Raw genomic sequence first — 16721 nt, 5'->3', positions numbered from 1 at the left:
AACGAAAAAACTCGCCGCGGTCGCCTCGCGCGATCAGGCGCGCGCGAACGCCACCACGTTCCCGCCGGCCGCGGTCGACGCGTCCCGCGCCGCCTCGTGTTCGTCGGACGCCGCCGCGATGCGGTCACGCAGCTCGCGCACGTCCACGAGCAATTCGAGGCCAAGGCCCAGCGGCGCGCACATCAGCGTCGTGGCGTAGACGTCGAGGGCCTGCGCGATCAGTTCGGCGTCCTGCCCCGACAACGGAATCTTGAATGTGCTCATCGACGTCATTCCCCGACGGTCTGTCCGGCGGCGCGCGCAATGTGCGCTCACCGCAACGGCGATCCGGCCATGGGCCGGTTCTCCCCCGAGACGCCGCCTAGAACGATTCGATTGAACCACGAAGTCGACAGATTGACATACGACGAACGACCGGCGCGTCAGTCCGTCGCGACCAACAGGGCGAGGGAAAGCTCAGTCAATTCCGTCAGTTGCAGTGCGCCGCCTGGTTCGAGCCTCCGTCCCGTCAGCCGGTCGATCAGCGTCTTTCCCGCAAGCTGTGACGGCAGGGAGACAGTCGTGTCGCGCAAGGCGATGGCGTCGGGCGCGAGCGACCCGTCCGCGGCCAGCCGGCCGGCGGTGGCGCGCAGGCCGATCACGACGGCAGTCTCACCTTCGAGCGAACGGGCGAAGGCAATGACGTCGTCGGCGACAGGACCGTCGACCGTGAGAGGTTCGTAGGCGCCGCGGGCGAACAGAGACGGCCGGCGGGCGCGTTCGCCAAGGACCGCCGCGATCAGCGCCTGCTTGACCGCGCCGTCGCGCCAATGGGCCGCCGCCGCGCCGGCGGTTTCTTCCCGCGCGAGCGCATCCGCGCGGGCGGCGTAATCGACGGGCCGCCGGTTGTCCGGATCGACCAGTGTCAGGTCCCAGAACTCCGTGCCCTGATAGGTGTCGGGCACGCCTGGTATGGTGAGCTTCAGCAGGGTCTGCAGGAGGCCGTTCGCGGCGCCCGCCGCGCCGATCCGCTCGGCGAAGGTCGCGATCGCGCGGCGGAGCGTGGCGTCCCCGCCGGTCAGGACGCCGTCCAGCAAACGCCTCGCCGCGGCCTCATACGCTTCGTTCGGAGCCGACCAGTCGGTCGCGAGCTTGGCTTCGCGCATCGCCTTGAGCTGCCAGCCCGCGACGCGTTCGGCGAAGGCCGCGCAGCCCTCGGCGTCGTCCGGAGACAGTTCGTCCGGCCATGCTCCCACAAGAATCTGGAACAGGATCAGTTCGTCGGCGGCCGACGGCGCGTCGGGAGCGCGCAGCGGCTCAGCGAGTTCGCGCCAGCGTCGCGCGGTCGCGATCCACTCCTCCGGAATCTCGCTCAGCACCGCGACGCGGGCGCGCACGTCCTCGCCGCGCTTGTGGTCATGGGTCGCCGTCGTAAGCATCGCGTCGGGAAAGGCGCGGGCGCGGGCGGCGGTCCGGGCGTGGAACGTAGGGACGTCGATCGCAAAGGTCGCCACGTCGAAACCGACGTCGGTGCGGGAGACGAGCTTGCCGTAGCGATAGAACGCGGTGTCCTCCACCGCCTTCGCGGCGACCGGCGCCGAAAGCTGCTGGAAGCGACGGATGGCCTTGTCGCGCAGCAGGCGCTGGTCTTCGGGGCCGACCGCGCCGCCGAGCCAGCCGTCGAGCAACTCCAGCACGTTGAGGTCGGCCGGCAGGATGGACTGGCGCGCCTTCGCCATCGCGCGCTCGAACAGCGCCCGATCGGCCTCACTGCGTGGTTCGGCGGCGTTGGCGTAGGTGCGGTAGGCGGGGAAGTGCGCCAGCAGCTCGACCAGCGCCCGGCGGATCGCGGCGCGCGGCGTGTCGCGCGTGTCGTAGTCGAGCCGCGCCACCTGATGCAGCGCCTGAGCGGCCTGGTCGAGCTGGGCGGAGAAGGAGCGGTCGAGGATCTCCCGGCGCGCGATCTCCTCCTCGGCGTGAAAGTCGGCCGGCCGCCCGCTCACTTCGGCCCAGAACGCGGCGAGCGGGGCTTCGCCGGCGGCGTCGTGCAGAAGCGCGCTGACGTCGTCCATGAAGTCGTAGCCGCTCGCGCCGTCCACCGCCCAGTCCGAGGCGAGCTCTTCGCCGGGGCCCAGAATCTTCTCGATCACGAGATAGGCGCGCTGATCGGCCAGCGGTCCCGGCCGGTCGCGCTGGACCGCGTCGAGATGCTCCCGCAGGCGGCGGGCGTAGCCGCCGGGGTCCATCAGGCCGTCGATGTGGTCGACGCGGAAGCCGTCGATCAACCCTTCGCCATAGAGCCGTAGCAGCAGCTCATGGGTCGCCTCGAACACGGCCGGGTCGGCGATGCGCAGGCCCGCAAGCTCGTTCACGTCGAAGAATCGGCGCCAGTTTATTTCGTCGCCCGCGACCATCCAGTGCGCGAGCCGCCAGTTCTGCTTCTCGAGCAAGGCGTGAAAGCGCTCGCGCCCCTCGTCCGTCGCGGGATCGTAGGCCTCGAGGCCGACGCTTTCGATCTCGTACCGGTCTTCGGGGCGCAGCGGAAACATGTGGTCGGCGTAACGCACCACGAGGCCCCCGCGCTTGCCTTCGCGCGTGATCTGCAGGTCGCCGTTGCGCAACGCTTCGCCGTAGGTCGAGCCGAGCGTCGGCAGCAGGATCTTGCCGTGGAGCACGGGATCGGCCGGCTCCCAGTCGATGTCGAAGAAATGCGCGAACCGACTGCCGCGTCCGTAGGTAAGAACGTCGAGCCACCAGGCGTTGTCGTCCTTGCCGACCGCCATGTGGTTCGGGACGATGTCGACGATGACGCCGAGCCCTTCCGCGCGCAGAGCGGCGACCAGAGCCCGGAAGCCGTCTTCGCCGCCGAGCTCCGGGTTCACGGTGGTCGGGTCGACCACGTCATAGCCGTGCATCGAGCCCGCGCGGGCGGTCAGGATCGGCGACGAGTAGAGGTGGCTGATCCCGAGCGCCTTGAGGTAGCCGACCAGCGGGATGGCGTCCGCGAAGGTGAAGTCCTTGTGGAACTGCAGGCGCATCGTGGCCCGCGGGGGAGCGGGCGGGGGCGGCGGCGCTGCGGTCACGGGTCTCGTCTCCGGTTCAGGCTGGCGAGCCGGTCCTTCGCCGCGTGCGCGGCGAGAAGCTCGGGGGCCGGCGCGGGGAGCCGGCGTCGCCAATTGGGGTGTTCGTCGAGGGTGCCGGGCAGGTTTGGCTGCTCGGTCTGCCCGAGTGCGTCCTCGAGGGGGAGGAGCGCGAGCTTCGAAGGCGTCAAAGCGAGGAAGCTCACGGCAGCGTCGAGGGCCGCGTCAGGCTCCTCCTGCGGCGGCGGGGCGCCCTCGGCGACCCCCGCCGCGGCAAAGGCGGCCCAGAGCTTCTTCCTGTCCTCGGCGCGCGTGGCGTGGTCGTTCGCCGCCGTTTCGCCGAACTGGTCGCCCGCGATGCCGGCGCGGAGATCGATGTCGGCCCCCCGCCACCAGCCGGCGGTGGTCGGCAGGTCGTGGGTCGTGGTCATCGCGAGCGCGTCGTCGGGATAATAGTCCGGCGGATAGAACCGCGCGCCGTCGCGCTCGAACTGCAGCACGCGCATGCCGGCTATTCCCGTCGCCGCAAGCCGCTCGCGGAAGCCGTCCGGCACCGTGCCGAGGTCTTCGCCGACCACGACCGCGCGGTTGCGGTGGGATTCGAGCGCGACGAGGCGGAGCATGTCGTCGGCCGGGTAGGCGAGGTAGGCTCCGTTTTCTGCGCCCTCGTTCTCGGGGATCATCCAGAGCCGCGTCAGCCCCATGGCGTGGTCGATGCGCACGCCGCCCGCGTTCTTCATGCAGGCGCGCAGCGTGGCGAGGAACGGGGCGAAACCGCTCTTTTTCAGCGCGATGGGCGAGAAGGTGGCGAGGCCCCAGGCCTGGCCGCCGGCATTGAACAGGTCCGGCGGAGCGCCGACCGAGAGGCCCACCAGCACGTCGTCCTGCCGGCCCCACGCGTGGCTGCCGCCGGCGTCCATGCCGACCGCGAGATCGGAGATCAGCCCGATCGCCATGCCCGCGCCGCGCGCGACCTTCTGGGCCGCGGCGAAGGAGCGGTCCGCGATCCATTGCAGGAAGACGTGGAACGTCACCGTGTCGCCGTGCTCGGCCGCGAAGGCCGCCACTTCCGCGCTCGCGGGGTTTCTCAGCGGCTCGGGCCAGCGGCGCCAGCTCCACTGCCCAGCGTCGGCGGCGAAACGGGCGCCGTGCAGCGTCTCGAACCGTGCGTGCTCCTCGAGCAGCGCGCCGCCCTCGGCGCGGAACGCGGCGAAATCCGCGGCGAGACGACCGGGCGTCGCCTCGGCGAGTTCGAAGTCACGGAAGCTTTCGTAGAGCGCGCGCAGCGTGGCGAGCTTCGCGTGAGCCGCGTCCGGCCAGTCGATCAGGGCCGCGCGCTCATGAAGCGCGCGGACGCCCGCGACGCCCGCGAGGTCTGAGGCCGCTGCGACCCGCTCTTCCCCGAACAGGAAGTCGGGATCGCCGTTGAGCGGATTGAGGAACAGGCGGCTTGACGGTGAGTAGGGGCCGAAATGGTGTGGGTCGGCGGTGAAGCCGGCGTGCAGCGGAGACAGCGCCAGCGCGTCGGCGCCTGCGTGCGCCGCGACCTCCGCGAGCGCGGCGACGCCTCCGAGGTCGCCAATGCCGCCGTCGCCGGAGCGCGTCAGTCCGTAGACCTGCGCCGCAAGCCCCCACATCCGCCGCCCGCCGCCGGCGGTGACGACGCTCGGCCCGCTTGGCGGCGCGACCGCTAGAATGGTCTCCTCATCGCCGATCAGTAGCCGGTGATAGCCGGGCTCGAGCACGGCGCGCATCAACGCGCGGCCGCCGCCGGCGTCTCCGAGAGTCAGATCGAACGAGGCGCCGTCCTCGCGGACGAATCGGGCCGCTGCGCCGGCCGGCGCCTTCAGCGCGAAAGCCTCGCCGACGCGGGCGGTGACGAGCGCCGGGCGCGCGGCGTCGAGCGCGTCAAGCCGATGGATCGACTCCGCCGCGTCGGCGCTGGTTTCGCAGGGAAGACCCATCGCTTCCAGCAGCCGGCGCAGCCTGTCCGGGGTTACGGTCTGCTTGCGTCCGGTCTGGTCGATCCAGTCGACTGAGAAACCGGCGCGGCGGGCGAGCGAAAGAACGGCCTCATCGTGGTTCACGCGGCGGATTCCAGAAGAGCGATGGTGGCGTAGCCCGGCAACTGGCCTGCGCGCGCGGCGTCGGCCGCGCCGGGCGTGGTCTCGAACAGGACCGGGCCTTCGATCGGCGCGATCGACGCCGGTTCTTCGGCGAGGTTCAGCGCGACGGTGAGGCGCGAGCCGTCACCAAGCTCCCAGCGTGCGACCGCGGCCTTCGGGCCAAGCGGCTCCGCGCCCGCCGATTTCGCGCCTGGGACGCCGGGCGTGATCTTCGCGGCGCGCAGCGCGAGCAGCCGGCGGTAGAGCGCCGTCCGCTCCTCGGCGCGTTCCGGGTGCGGCTCGGGGATTGAGCGCTCGAAGGTCGACGCCGCGTTGGGGTCGGGAATTTCCGCGCCCGCGAAGGCGGCGAACTTGGCGAACTCCTTGCGACGCCCGAAGCGCACGGCTTCGGCGAGCTCGTCATTATGGTCGGTGAAGAACAGGAACGGCGTCTCGCTCGCGACCTCTTCGCCCATGAAGATCATCGGGATGTGCGGGATGAGCAGCAGGGCGGCGGTCGCGGCCTCGACCCCACGCGGGTCGGCGAGCGCGGTCAGCCGGTCGCCGAAGGCGCGGTTGCCGATCTGGTCGTGGTTCTGAAGGAAGCTGATGAAGGCCGTCGGCGGCAGGTGGCCGCTCGGCGTGCCCCGCGGCTTGCCGTCGAGATGCGGCGATGGCTCGCCCTGGTAGACGAAGCCCTCGGAGAGCGTCCGCGCGAGCTTCGCCGCGGCGTCTTCGACATAGTCCTCGTAATAGCCTTCACGCTCGCCGGTCAGCAGGACATGGATGACGTGGTGGAAATCGTCGTTCCACTGCGCGTCGACGTCGCCGGCGAGATGGGACTGCTGGTTGTGCTCGTTTTCGAGGATCAGGTGGACGTGGCGGCCGGGCTCGACCGTCGCGCGCACCGCCGCGGCCATCTCGTCGATCCAGTCCTGCTCGGAGATCGCGTGAACCGCGTCGAGCCGCAGCCCGTCGAAGCGGTGCTCCATCAGCCAGTAGAGCGTGTTCTCGGTGAAGTAGCTCCGCACTTCCGGCAGCCGAAAGTCGATGGCGCCGCCCCACGGCGTCTGCAGGTCGTCGCGGAAGAAGGTCGGCGCCGCGGCTCCGATGTAGTTCCCGTCCGGCCCGAAGTGGTTGTAGACCACGTCGAGGAAGACCATCAGGCCGAGTCCGTGCGCGCGGTCGATCAGCGCCTTCAGCTCGTCCGGCGTTCCATAGGCGGCGTCGGGCGCATAGGGCAGCACGCCGTCGTAGCCCCAGTTCCGCGCGCCCGGAAAATCTGCGATGGGCATGAGCTGCACGGCGGTGACGCCGAGTTCGGCCAGCAGCGGCAGCGCCTCGGCGACGCCGGCGAACCCGCCGAAGCAACCGACGTGGAGCTCGTAGACCACTGTTTCCGCCCACGGGCGCCCGGTCCAGCCGCCCGTTTTCCAGTGGTAGGCCTTGGGATCGACCACGACGCTCCAGCCGTGGATGTCGCCGTCCTGGAAGCGCGAAGCGGGGTCCGGCACAGCGAGGCCATTGGGCAGGTGGAAGCGATAGCGGGAGCCTGCGGGCGCCGGGAGCTCCGCCGAGAACCAGCCGCCGTCTTCAGGCGCCATGGCGACGGGGTCCGAACCTTCGATCTCAAGCCGGACCTCTGGATGCGCCGGCGCCCAGAACCGGAAGAGCGTCTTGTCCGCGCCGACCGAGGCGCCGAAAGGCAGCTTGCGTTCGAAGGCGGCGCTCAAGCGGTCATTCTCCAGTCGGATCGTTCGAGGGCGGGGCGTGGTTCCGACGGCGCCCCGACGACGCCACGGCGTAAAGCAGCACCCCGCTTCGGGCGGCGACCACGATCGTGTCGCCCTCGAGCGGGCGTTCGGGCGCGTCCGGCGCCGCGGTGTCGATAAGCACCGTCGTCGGCAAGGCGGGGGGAGGTGCCCGGAAGGTGCGGTCGTCGGCAGTGGGATTCAGCATCAGGGTCAGGATCGGAGCGGAGCCGCCGCCGCCGCGCGTGGCGCGGCGAAGCGTCAACGTCCGTTCTCCGCCATCGTTCCAGGCGCCTGCGGTGAGTTCGAGCCCGGCCTCGTCGAACCAGGCGATGTCGAGCACGCCGGGGGCGGGCTCCTCGCGGCCGTGCAGGAAGTTCTTGCAGCGCAGGATCGTGTGTTCGGCCCGCAGCCGGATCAGGCGCGCGACGAAGGCCGTCAGGTCGCGTCCGGCCGGGGACGCCGCGAGCGTCCAGTCGACCCAGGACGTCGGGTTGTCCTGAGCGTAGGCGTTGTTGTTGCCGTTCTGGGTGCGGCCGAACTCGTCGCCGGCGAGCAGCATCGGCGTGCCGCTCGAGAACAGGAGCGTCGCGAGCATCGCGCGGGCCGCGCGGGCGCGAACGTCGAGAATGGCCTCGTCGTCAGTCGGGCCTTCGACGCCCCAGTTCGAAGAGTAGTTCTCGCCGTGGCCGTCGCGGTTGCCCTCGCCGTTGGCGAGGTTGTGCTTCCGTTCGTAGGAGGTGGCGTCGGCGAGGGTGTAGCCGTCGTGGCTCGCCACGAAGTTGATCGACGCCCAGGGCTTGCGCGAGCGCCGGTCGAACAGGTCGGACGAGCCAGCGAGCCGCGCCGCGATCTCCGGCCTCTGGCCGCCGTCGCCGCGCCAGAACCGGCGCACGCTGTCGCGGTAGCGGTCGTTCCACTCCGCGAAGCCGGGGGGATGATGGCCGAGCTGGTAGCCGCCGGGGCCGATGTCCCACGGCTCCGAGATCAGCTTCACACGCTGGAGCACGGGGTCCTGACGGATCGCGTCGAAGAAGCCGGAGCCCGGATCGAAGCCGTCTTCCTCGCGCCCGAGCGTGACGCCGAGATCGAAGCGGAACCCGTCGACATGGTAGGCTTCGACCCAGTAGCGCAGGCTGTCCATCACCAGCTGCAGCACGCGCGGGTGGCTGACGTTGACCGTGTTGCCGGTGCCGGTGTCGTTGACGCAGTAGCGCCGGTCCTCCCGCGCCAGACGGTAGTAGCTCGTGTTGTCGAGGCCGCGGAACGACAGCGTCGGGCCTTCTTCGCTGCCTTCGGCGGTGTGGTTGTAGACCACGTCCAGGATCACCTCGATCCCGGCGGCGTGCAGTCGGCGCACCGCGACCTTGATCTCCGTCAGCGAGCCGTCGGAAAGGTAGCGCTGTTCCGGCGCGAAGAACCCGAGCGTGTTGTAGCCCCAGTAGTTCCTGAGGCCCTGCTCGATCAGGCGCCTGTCCTGCACGAAGGCGTGGATCGGCAGCAGCTCCACGGCGGTGACGCCGAGCCGCTTGTAGTGCTCGATCATCTGCGGGCTGGCGAGGGCCGCGAAGGTGCCCCGCTCGTGCGGGAGGATATCCAGGCGCTGCATGGTGAGGCCACGCAGATGCGCCTCGTAAATCACCGTCTCCGACCACGGCACGTTCGGCGGCCGGTCGTCGCCCCAATTGAAGGCGTCATCGGTGACGATCGCCTTCGGCATGCCGGGCGCGCTGTCGCGCCGGTCGTAGGACAGATCGCCGCGCGGGCTGTGCAGCCGGTAGCCGTAGAGCGCGTCCGACCAGCGCACCTCGCCGGCGATCTGTCGGGCGTAGGGGTCGAGCAGCAGCTTGTTGGGGTTGAAGCGGTGGCCGTGCTGCGGGTCGTAGGGGCCGTGGGCGCGGAAGCCGTACAGCAGGCCCGCGCGGGCGCCCGCGAGGTAGCCGTGGAACACCTCGTCGGTCTTCTCCGGCAGCGCGACCCGCGCGATCTCGCGGCGCCCGGACGGGTCGAACAGACAGAGGTCGATCTGCTCCGCATTGGCGGAGAATACGGCGAAGTTCACGCCGAGCCCGTCCCAGGTCGCGCCGAGCGGGTAGGGGGAGCCGGGTTCGAGCTTCGTGGTCATGAGCCTCGGGAAGGAAATCGTGACGACGGCGGAGCTTAGCGCGGACGCGCCCGACCGCGTAATCGGCGCGATCCTGTCCGCCTCATTCTGGCGCGCGGATCACCGTCGGTCGCGGCGGATCGGCGGGACACGAGGTCGCGCCCCCGCGAGGCAGGGCTCAGGCGAGCCGCAGGGCGACCACCGCGAGCGGCGGCAGCGTCAGCAGCAGCGACTGCGCCTCGCCATGGCTTTCGACCTCGGTCGTCGCCACGCCGCCGCCGTTGCCGAGGTTGGATCCGCCATAGAGGTTGGAGTCGGTGTTGACGATCTCGCTCCAGAACCCCGCGGCCGGCACGCCGACGCGATAGTCGCTGCGGGGCACCGGCGTCAGGTTGGCCACGACGAGCACCGGCGGCGTTCCCTCCGGGCCGAGGCGTAGGAACGCGAACACGGAGTTGGCGCGGTCGTCGCCGATGACCCAGCGGAAGCCCTCGGGCTCCGCGTCGCGCCCATGGAGGGCGGGATCGCCGACGTAGATGCGGTTGAGGTCGCGGATCAGCCGCTGGACGCCGGCATGGCCGGGGTCGTCGAGCAGACCCCAGTCGACCTGATCGTCATGGTTCCATTCGCGCCCCTGCGCGACCTCGCCGCCCATGAACAGCAGCTTCTTGCCGGGATGGGTCCACATCAGCCCGAACAGGGCGCGCAGGTTGGCGAGCTTCTGCCAGGCGTCGCCCGGCATCTTGCCCAGCAGCGAGCCTTTGCCGTGCACGACTTCATCATGGCTGAGCGGGAGAACGAACTTCTCGGAGAAGGCGTAGACCAGCCCGAAGGTGATCCCGTCATGATTGTACTGACGGTAGATCGGGTTCTGCTCCATGTAATGGAGCGTGTCGTGCATCCAGCCCATGTTCCACTTGTAATGGAAGCCGAGGCCGCCCTCTTCGGTCGGGCGCGTGACGCCGGGCCAGGCGGTCGACTCTTCCGCCACCATGATCGCGCCGGGCGCGCGCTCCCGCACCACTGCGTTCAAATGCTGCAGGAACTGAACCGCCTCGAGGTTCTCGCGCCCGCCATACTGGTTCGGAATCCACTCCCCGGCGTTGCGCGAGTAGTCGCGGTAGAGCATCGAGGCGACGGCGTCGACGCGCAGGCCGTCGACGTGAAAGACCTCGATCCAGTGCAGCGCGCTCGCGATCAGGTAGTTCTGCACCTCCTTGCGGCCGAAATTGTAGATCGCGGTGTTCCAGTCGACGTGGAAGCCTTCGCGAGGATCGGCGTGCTCGTAGAGCGCGGTGCCGTCGAAGCGGTAGAGGCCGTGGTCGTCGGTCGGGAAGTGGGCCGGTACCCAGTCGACCACCACGCCGACGCCCGCCGCGTGGGCGGCGTCGACGAAGCGCGCGAAGTCCTCCGGCGCGCCGTAGCGGGCGGTCGGCGCGAACAGGCCGAGCGGCTGGTAGCCCCACGATCCGCCAAACGGATGCTCGCTGACCGGCAGCAGCTCCAGATGGGTAAAGCCCATGCCCGCGATATACGGAATGAGCTTCTCCGCCGCGAACGCCCAGTCGACTTCGCGGCCGTCGGGCTTCATCCACGATCCAAGATGGACCTCGTAGAACGACAGCGGCGCGTCCGGCCGATGGCGTGCGGCGCGCCCGGCGAGCCAGTCGCCGTCAGTCCAGACATAAGGCTCCGTCGAGGCGACGACGGAGGCCGTGGCCGGCGCCTTCTCGCTCGCGCGGGCGACGGGGTCGGCCTTGTCCGGCAGCCTCGCGCCATCGGCTCCGATGATCGCGTATTTGTAGCGTTCGCCCGGCCCGATGCGGGGGACAAACAGCTCCCACACGCCCGAAGGATGGCGCAGCCGCATGGGATGGCGGCGGCTGTCCCAGGCGTTGAAGTCGCCGACGACCGCGACCCGGCGCGCGTTCGGCGCCCAGACCGCGAAGCGGACGCCCGCGACCCCGTCGATCGTCAGCGCGTTCGCGCCGAGCGCGGACGCGAGCTCGAAATGGCGGCTCTCGCCCAGCAGATGCAGGTCAAGATCGCCAAGCAGAAGTCCGAAGGAGTAGGGGTCTTCGGATTCGTGGACCACGCCGCCCGGCCAGGTCACGCGCAGAAGGTACGGGTCGACGCCGCGCACCGGCCCTTCGAACACGCCCGAGCCGTCGATCTCGGCGAGCGTTCCGACCACGGCGCCGTCCGAGCGCGCCACGACCTCGGCGGCCTCGGCGCCCGGCAGCACGGCGCGCACATAGGGGCCGGCGCCGTCGTCACGGCGCCCAAGCGCCGCGAACGGATCGGCATGCGTCCCATGCGCCAGAGCTTCCAGCGTCGCGCGGTCGAGCGTAGTCGTGAGCGTCATGCGGAATCTCCTTCGGGCGCCAGCCGAGCGGCGAGCGCGTGCAGGCCTCCGAGCGGAACGTCGATCCAGGCCGGCCGGTTCGCCGCCTCATAGGCGATCTCGTAGGCCGCCTTCTCGATGAGGAACATGTCGAGAAGCTCCGTCGAGACGCCGCCGCCGGCGGCCTCGATGCTGGTGCGGTAGGCGGACAGGAACGCCTCTTCGGCGTCGGCGCGGAAACGCTCCAGGAAGTCGTCGCGCCGCTGTCCTCCCACATGGGCGGACGCCTGTTCGTTCCGCCCGACCATCGCCGCGGCGTAATCGAACGAGCGCATGACGCCCGCGACATCGCGGAGCGGGCTCGCCTTGGCGCGGCGTTCGTCGAGCGGCCGCGCGGGCTCGCCCTCGAAGTCGATGAACACGACGTCGCCGCTCGCGACGAGAATCTGGCCGAGATGCAGGTCGCCGTGGATGCGGCTGACAGTCGTCCCGACACCTGCATCGGCGAGGCGACCGATCGCGGAGACGAGCGCGCTCTTCCGCGCGACCAGCGAGGTCGCGCGCCGGCCTTGCTCCTCGACGTCCCAGCCCGGCTTCGCCTGCAGAGCGTGGAACGCATCGTCGATCAGGGAAAGCGCGCGCGCCTTCCAGCTTTCGACATCTGCGGTTGTCGCCGGGTGCGGGTCGAAGTCGGGGTTCTCGCTCGGCCGCGCAAGTGTCGCGTGCAGTTCGCCGAGCCGCGTGCCGAGCGTCGCGGCGAACTCGGTGAACTCGCCGAAGCGGTAGTCGTCCGACATCGCGCCGCCGCCGCGGGCGCCGAAGTCGTCCAGCGCGCGGGTGAGATGGTCGAGCGTCCAGCTCCAGGCGTCGCCTTGGTTGCGCACATAGCCCTGGATGATCGCGAGGGTGGCGCGCTGCCCGTCGGCGTCGACGCGCACCATCTCGCCGAGGAACGTCGCCGAGGCGGCGTAGCCCTGTTCGGTGAGGTAGCGGCCCATCTCCGCTTCCGGGTGGCGTCCGGGGGCGATCTTGCGCAGCAGCTTGATCATCATGAGGTCGCCGGCGATCAGCGACGAGTTCGACTGCTCCGCGGACAGCCAGAGGATCTCTGCGTCGTCCGGGAGCGCCGGGATCTCGACGCCCTCCGCCTTCTCGAACCGGACCTCGCCGTTTGCGGTCGGGATCGCCGAACCGTCCTTGAGCGCGCGGGCGATCGCGAAGGCGAAGCTCGGCAGGGCGAAGGCGTCGGTCAGCAGGTGCACCTCGCGGCCCTTGCGGACGCGCGCCAGGGCGAGCCGGCTCGGCAGAGCCGTAAGCGTCTCATCCTCGGACACGACCGCCAGCGGCAGCAGCCACCGGGTCGGCTCCGCGCCGCCGGTAACCTCCACCTCCACGAGCGCGATGTCCTGCCCACGCGACGGCAGGCGGGTCAGCGACTTGATGCGCGGAAGAATCTGCTTCTGGTCCTTCCCTGAGAACCAGCGGCGCTTGGCGAGATAGGCCGGCAGCACCGCCGTCTCGAGCGTCTTGCGCGCCTCGGTCTGCATGGCGTCGTCGACGCCGGCGCGCAGCACCAGCGTGACGTAGTCGGGCAGCGGCTCCGGCGCCGGCGTGTGCCAGGCCGGCGCGGCCTGCGCGGTCGTCAGCACGAACCAGTAGAAGCCGTAGGGCGGCAGCGTCAGCAGGTAGGTGAGCTGGCCGATTGGCGGAAACACCGAGCCGGCCGTCAGCTCGACGGGCACGCGGCCCTCGAACTCGGACAGCTCCAGCTCGACCGCCTGCGGGCTGCGCCCCATGTTGGCGACGCAAAGGATCGTCTCGCCCTCATGCTCGCGCAGATAGGCGAGGATGCGGCGGTTCGACGGGAACAGGAAGCGGATCGTTCCTCGGCCGAAGGCCGCGTGCTGCCGGCGCGTCGCAAGCATGCGGCGGGTCCAGTTCAGCAGCGAGTGCGGGTCCCGCGCCTGCGCTTCGACGTTCACGGCGTAATAGCCGTAGAGCGGGTCCATGATCGGCGGCAGCACGTTCGACGCGAAATCGGCGCGCGAGAAGCCGCCGTTGCGGTCGATCGACCATTGCATCGGAGTGCGGACGCCGTCGCGGTCGCCGAGGTGGATGTTGTCGCCCATGCCGATCTCGTCGCCGTAGTAGATCACGGGCGTTCCGGGCATCGACAGCAGCAGCGCGTTCATCAGCTCGATGCGGCGGCGGTCGCGCTCCATCAGCGGAGCGAGCCGCCGGCGGATGCCCAGATTGATCCGCGCCCGCTTGTCCGAGGCGTAGGTGTTCCAGAGGTAATCGCGTTCCTTGTCCGTCACCATCTCGAGCGTCAGCTCGTCATGGTTGCGCAGGAAGATCGCCCACTGGCAGTTGTCCGGGATCGACGGCGTCTGCCGCATGATGTCGGTGATCGGGAAACGGTCCTCACGCGCGATCGACATGTACATGCGCGGCATCAGCGGGAAGTGGAACGCCATGTGGCATTCGTCGCCCTCGCCGAAATAGTCCTTGGTGTCCTCCGGCCACATGTTGGCTTCGGCGATCAGGAAGCGGTCGGGATAGGTCCGGTCGAGCTCGGCCCTGATCTTCTTCAGGATGTCGTGGGTTTCCGGCAGGTTCTCGTTCGAAGTGCCGTCGCGCTCGATCAGATACGGCACCGCGTCGAGGCGTAGGCCGTCGATGCCGAGGTCGAGCCAGAACTTCATCACCCCGAAGACCGCCTTCAGCACCTGCGGGTTGTCGAAGTTCAGATCGGGCTGGTGGCTGTAGAACCGGTGCCAGAAGTATTGTCCGGCGACCGGGTCCCAGGTCCAGTTCGAGCGTTCGGTGTCGAGGAAGATGATCCGGGTGCCGGAATAGAGCGTGTCGTCGTCCGACCAGACGTAGAAGTTGCGGTGCGCCGAGCCCTTCTTCGCCCTGCGCGCGCGCTGGAACCACGGATGCTGGTCGGAGGTGTGGTTGATGACCAGTTCGGAGATCACCTTCAGGCCGCGCTTGTGCGCCTCGTGGATGAAGCGCTTCACGTCGGCGAGCGTGCCATAGTCCGGCGAGACGTCCTTGTATTCGGAGATGTCGTAGCCGTCGTCGAGGCGGGGGCTCGGATAGAACGGCAGCAGCCAGATCACGCTCACGCCGAGGTCGGCGATGTAGTCGAGCTTGGAGATCAGGCCCGGAAAGTCGCCGATGCCGTCGCCGTTCGAATCGAAAAACGACTTCACGTGCAACTGGTAGATGATCGCGTCCTTGTACCACGTCGGGTCTATCCCCTCGCGCGACACGACGGTTCCGCTGGGCTCCTTGAGGTCCGCGTGGGCGACAGGGGCGTTCATCAGGCTACTCCCGACAGGTTCGTCAGCCGCCAGACGTGGAACGGCAGTTCGTTCGGATTAAGGTGGATCCACTGCTCTTTGCCGGTCAGCGTGAACCGGTTGCCGCGCATCAGGTCCTCGACCGCGATCGCGCCGTGGTCGGGGAGGCCAAACTCCCACAGCGGAACTTCATAAGGCGCGTTTTTCACCGTGAACGGGTCGAGGTTCACGAACACGAGCACCATGTCCTCGATCCGGCCGGAGCCGTCCTCGGCGAAGCGCGGCTTGCCGTAGTAGAGCACGTGATCGTCGAAGCAGTTGTAGAACCGCACGCCGAGATGGCTGTGCAGGGCCGGGTTTTCCTTCCGGATGCGGTTGAGCCGCGTGATCTCCGGGATGATGTTGCCGGCCTGCGCCCAGTTGCGGATGCGGATCTCGTACTTCTCGCTGTCGAGATACTCTTCCTTGCCCGGGAGCGGCGCGCTCTCGCAGATCTCGAAGCCGTTGTACATGCCCCACAGGCCCGAAAGCGTGGTCGCGAGCGCTGCGCGGATCAGGAAGCCGGCGCGGCCGGACGTCTGTAGGAAATAAGGGTTGATGTCCGGCGTGTTGACGAAGAAATGCGGGCGGAAAAAGTCCTTCGGCGCCGTGGTGGTCAGCTCCGTCAGGTACTCCGTGATCTCGGCCTTGTGGTTGCGCCAGGTGAAGTAGGTGTAGGACTGCGAATAGCCGAGCTTCGCCAGCCGATACATCACCTTCGGTCGGGTGAACGCCTCCGACAGGAAGATGGCGTCGGGATGCTCGAGCTTCACCTCTTCGATCATCCATTCCCAGAACGGGAACGCCTTGGTGTGGGGATTGTCCACACGGAACGTCTTCACGCCCTCCGACGCCCAAAACAGCACGACGTCGCGGAGGGCGACCCACAGCCCGGGAACGGCGTCGGGTCCGTAGAAGTCGACGTTGACGATGTCCTGATACTTCTTCGGCGGGTTCTCCGCGTACTTCATCGAGCCGTCCGGCCGCCACTTGAACCAGCCCGGATTCTCCTTGAGCCAGGGGTGATCCGGCGAGCACTGGATGGCGAAGTCGAGCGCGATCTCCAGGCCGTTGTCCGCCGCCGCGGCGACCAGCGCCCGGAAGTCCTCGAGCGATCCGAGTTCGGGGTGCAGCGCGTCGTGGCCGCCGTCGGGCGAGCCGATCGCATAGGGGCTGCCGACGTCGTTGGGGCCGGGCGTCAGCGTGTTGTTCGGGCCCTTGCGGTTGGTCTTGCCGATCGGGTGGATCGGCGGGAAGTAGAGCACGTCGAAGCCCATGTCGCGGATCTGCGGCAGGCGGCGGATGACGTCGCGGAAGGTGCCGTGCCGCGTCGGATCGCCGCTCTCGGAGCGCGGGAAAAGCTCGTACCAGCTCGCGAAGGCGGCCTGGACCCGGTCCACTTCGAGTCCGTAGGCGGCGCTCCGCGTCAGGAACGCGCGGTGGCCGGCGGCCTCGACGGCGGCGTGCGTCTCCGGCGACAGCAGAGCCGCGACGCGATCGGAGACGCCAAGCGCCCGGGTGGCCAGGATGATGTCCGCTAGCGCCTTCGCCGCCTGCTGAGGCGCGGTCGAGGCGATTTCCTCAAGCAAAATCAGGCCTTCGTCGGTTTCCAGAGCGACGTCGAGCCCGGCCTCCCGCTTCTTCGTCAGATCGCGGCGGAACGTGCCGAAGTCGTCCCACCACGCCTCGACGGCGAACTCGTGCCGCCCGATCGCTTCGGGCGTGAATGCGGCGCGCCAACGGTCGTTCGGCAGTTCGGCCATCGGGGCGCGGCGCCAATCGCCTTCGCCGCGGGGGCGCCAGACGACTTCGGCGCGCAGAACTTCGTGGCCGTCGGCGAACACGTCGGCCTCGACCACGATGGCGCGCCCGATTACCGTTTTGACCGGAAAACGCCCTCCGTCGACGGTCGGGGAGACCGCCTCGATCGCAATCCTGGGCCGGCGGGCGGCTTCGATGGCGTCGAGGGGGGCGTCGGTCATGCGTCTCTCCGCGTTCAATCGGTGTGTGA

At 69.2% G+C, this 16721-nt stretch carries 8 protein-coding genes; all 8 read right to left on the bottom strand.

The genetic code is table 11. From position 1 onward, the window contains the following. Positions 1 to 33: 33 nt before the first annotated feature. The 8 genes from ACFSCV_RS04545 to ACFSCV_RS04510 all read right to left on the bottom strand — a co-directional run bounded on the left by ACFSCV_RS04545 (position 34) and on the right by ACFSCV_RS04510 (position 16692). Positions 34 to 264, bottom strand: a complete 231-nt coding sequence (locus ACFSCV_RS04545; protein ID WP_378797411.1) for a hypothetical protein — start codon at positions 262 to 264, stop codon at positions 34 to 36. A 158-nt stretch (positions 265 to 422) separates the two neighbouring features. Beyond that, a complete protein-coding gene (treY, locus tag ACFSCV_RS04540; RefSeq protein ID WP_378797409.1) occupies positions 423 to 3062 on the bottom strand; it encodes a malto-oligosyltrehalose synthase in 2640 nt (879 codons plus the stop codon). Continuing rightward, entirely contained in the window at positions 3059 to 5146 is a 2088-nt protein-coding gene (gene malQ / locus ACFSCV_RS04535; protein WP_378797406.1) for a 4-alpha-glucanotransferase, read from the bottom strand. Before malQ ends, treY begins: the two co-directional genes overlap by 4 nt. Next, positions 5143 to 6897 carry a malto-oligosyltrehalose trehalohydrolase gene (gene treZ, locus ACFSCV_RS04530; protein ID WP_378797404.1) on the bottom strand — a complete coding sequence of 585 codons (1755 nt, stop codon included), beginning with the start codon at positions 6895 to 6897 and terminating at the stop codon, positions 5143 to 5145. Before treZ ends, malQ begins: the two co-directional genes overlap by 4 nt. Positions 6898 to 6901: 4 nt before the next feature. Next, positions 6902 to 9040 (bottom strand): glycogen debranching protein GlgX, encoded by a 2139-nt coding sequence (gene glgX / locus ACFSCV_RS04525; RefSeq protein ID WP_378797402.1) that lies wholly within the window; start codon positions 9038 to 9040, stop codon positions 6902 to 6904. Between the two features lie 157 nt (positions 9041 to 9197). Beyond that, positions 9198 to 11384 carry a 1,4-alpha-glucan branching protein GlgB gene (glgB, locus tag ACFSCV_RS04520; protein ID WP_378797400.1) on the bottom strand — a complete coding sequence of 729 codons (2187 nt, stop codon included), beginning with the start codon at positions 11382 to 11384 and terminating at the stop codon, positions 9198 to 9200. Next, positions 11381 to 14692 carry a maltose alpha-D-glucosyltransferase gene (gene treS / locus ACFSCV_RS04515; protein ID WP_378797398.1) on the bottom strand — a complete coding sequence of 1104 codons (3312 nt, stop codon included), beginning with the start codon at positions 14690 to 14692 and terminating at the stop codon, positions 11381 to 11383. The genes glgB and treS overlap by 4 nt, the downstream gene beginning before the upstream one ends. Then, positions 14692 to 16692 (bottom strand): alpha-1,4-glucan--maltose-1-phosphate maltosyltransferase, encoded by a 2001-nt coding sequence (locus ACFSCV_RS04510; protein ID WP_378797396.1) that lies wholly within the window; start codon positions 16690 to 16692, stop codon positions 14692 to 14694. Before ACFSCV_RS04510 ends, treS begins: the two co-directional genes overlap by 1 nt. Positions 16693 to 16721: the final 29 nt, after the last annotated feature.

This window comes from Methylopila henanensis, assembly GCF_042681025.1.
Classification (GTDB): domain Bacteria; phylum Pseudomonadota; class Alphaproteobacteria; order Rhizobiales; family Methylopilaceae; genus Methylopila; species Methylopila henanensis.
This window is presented reverse-complemented; position numbering and strand designations above follow the sequence as displayed.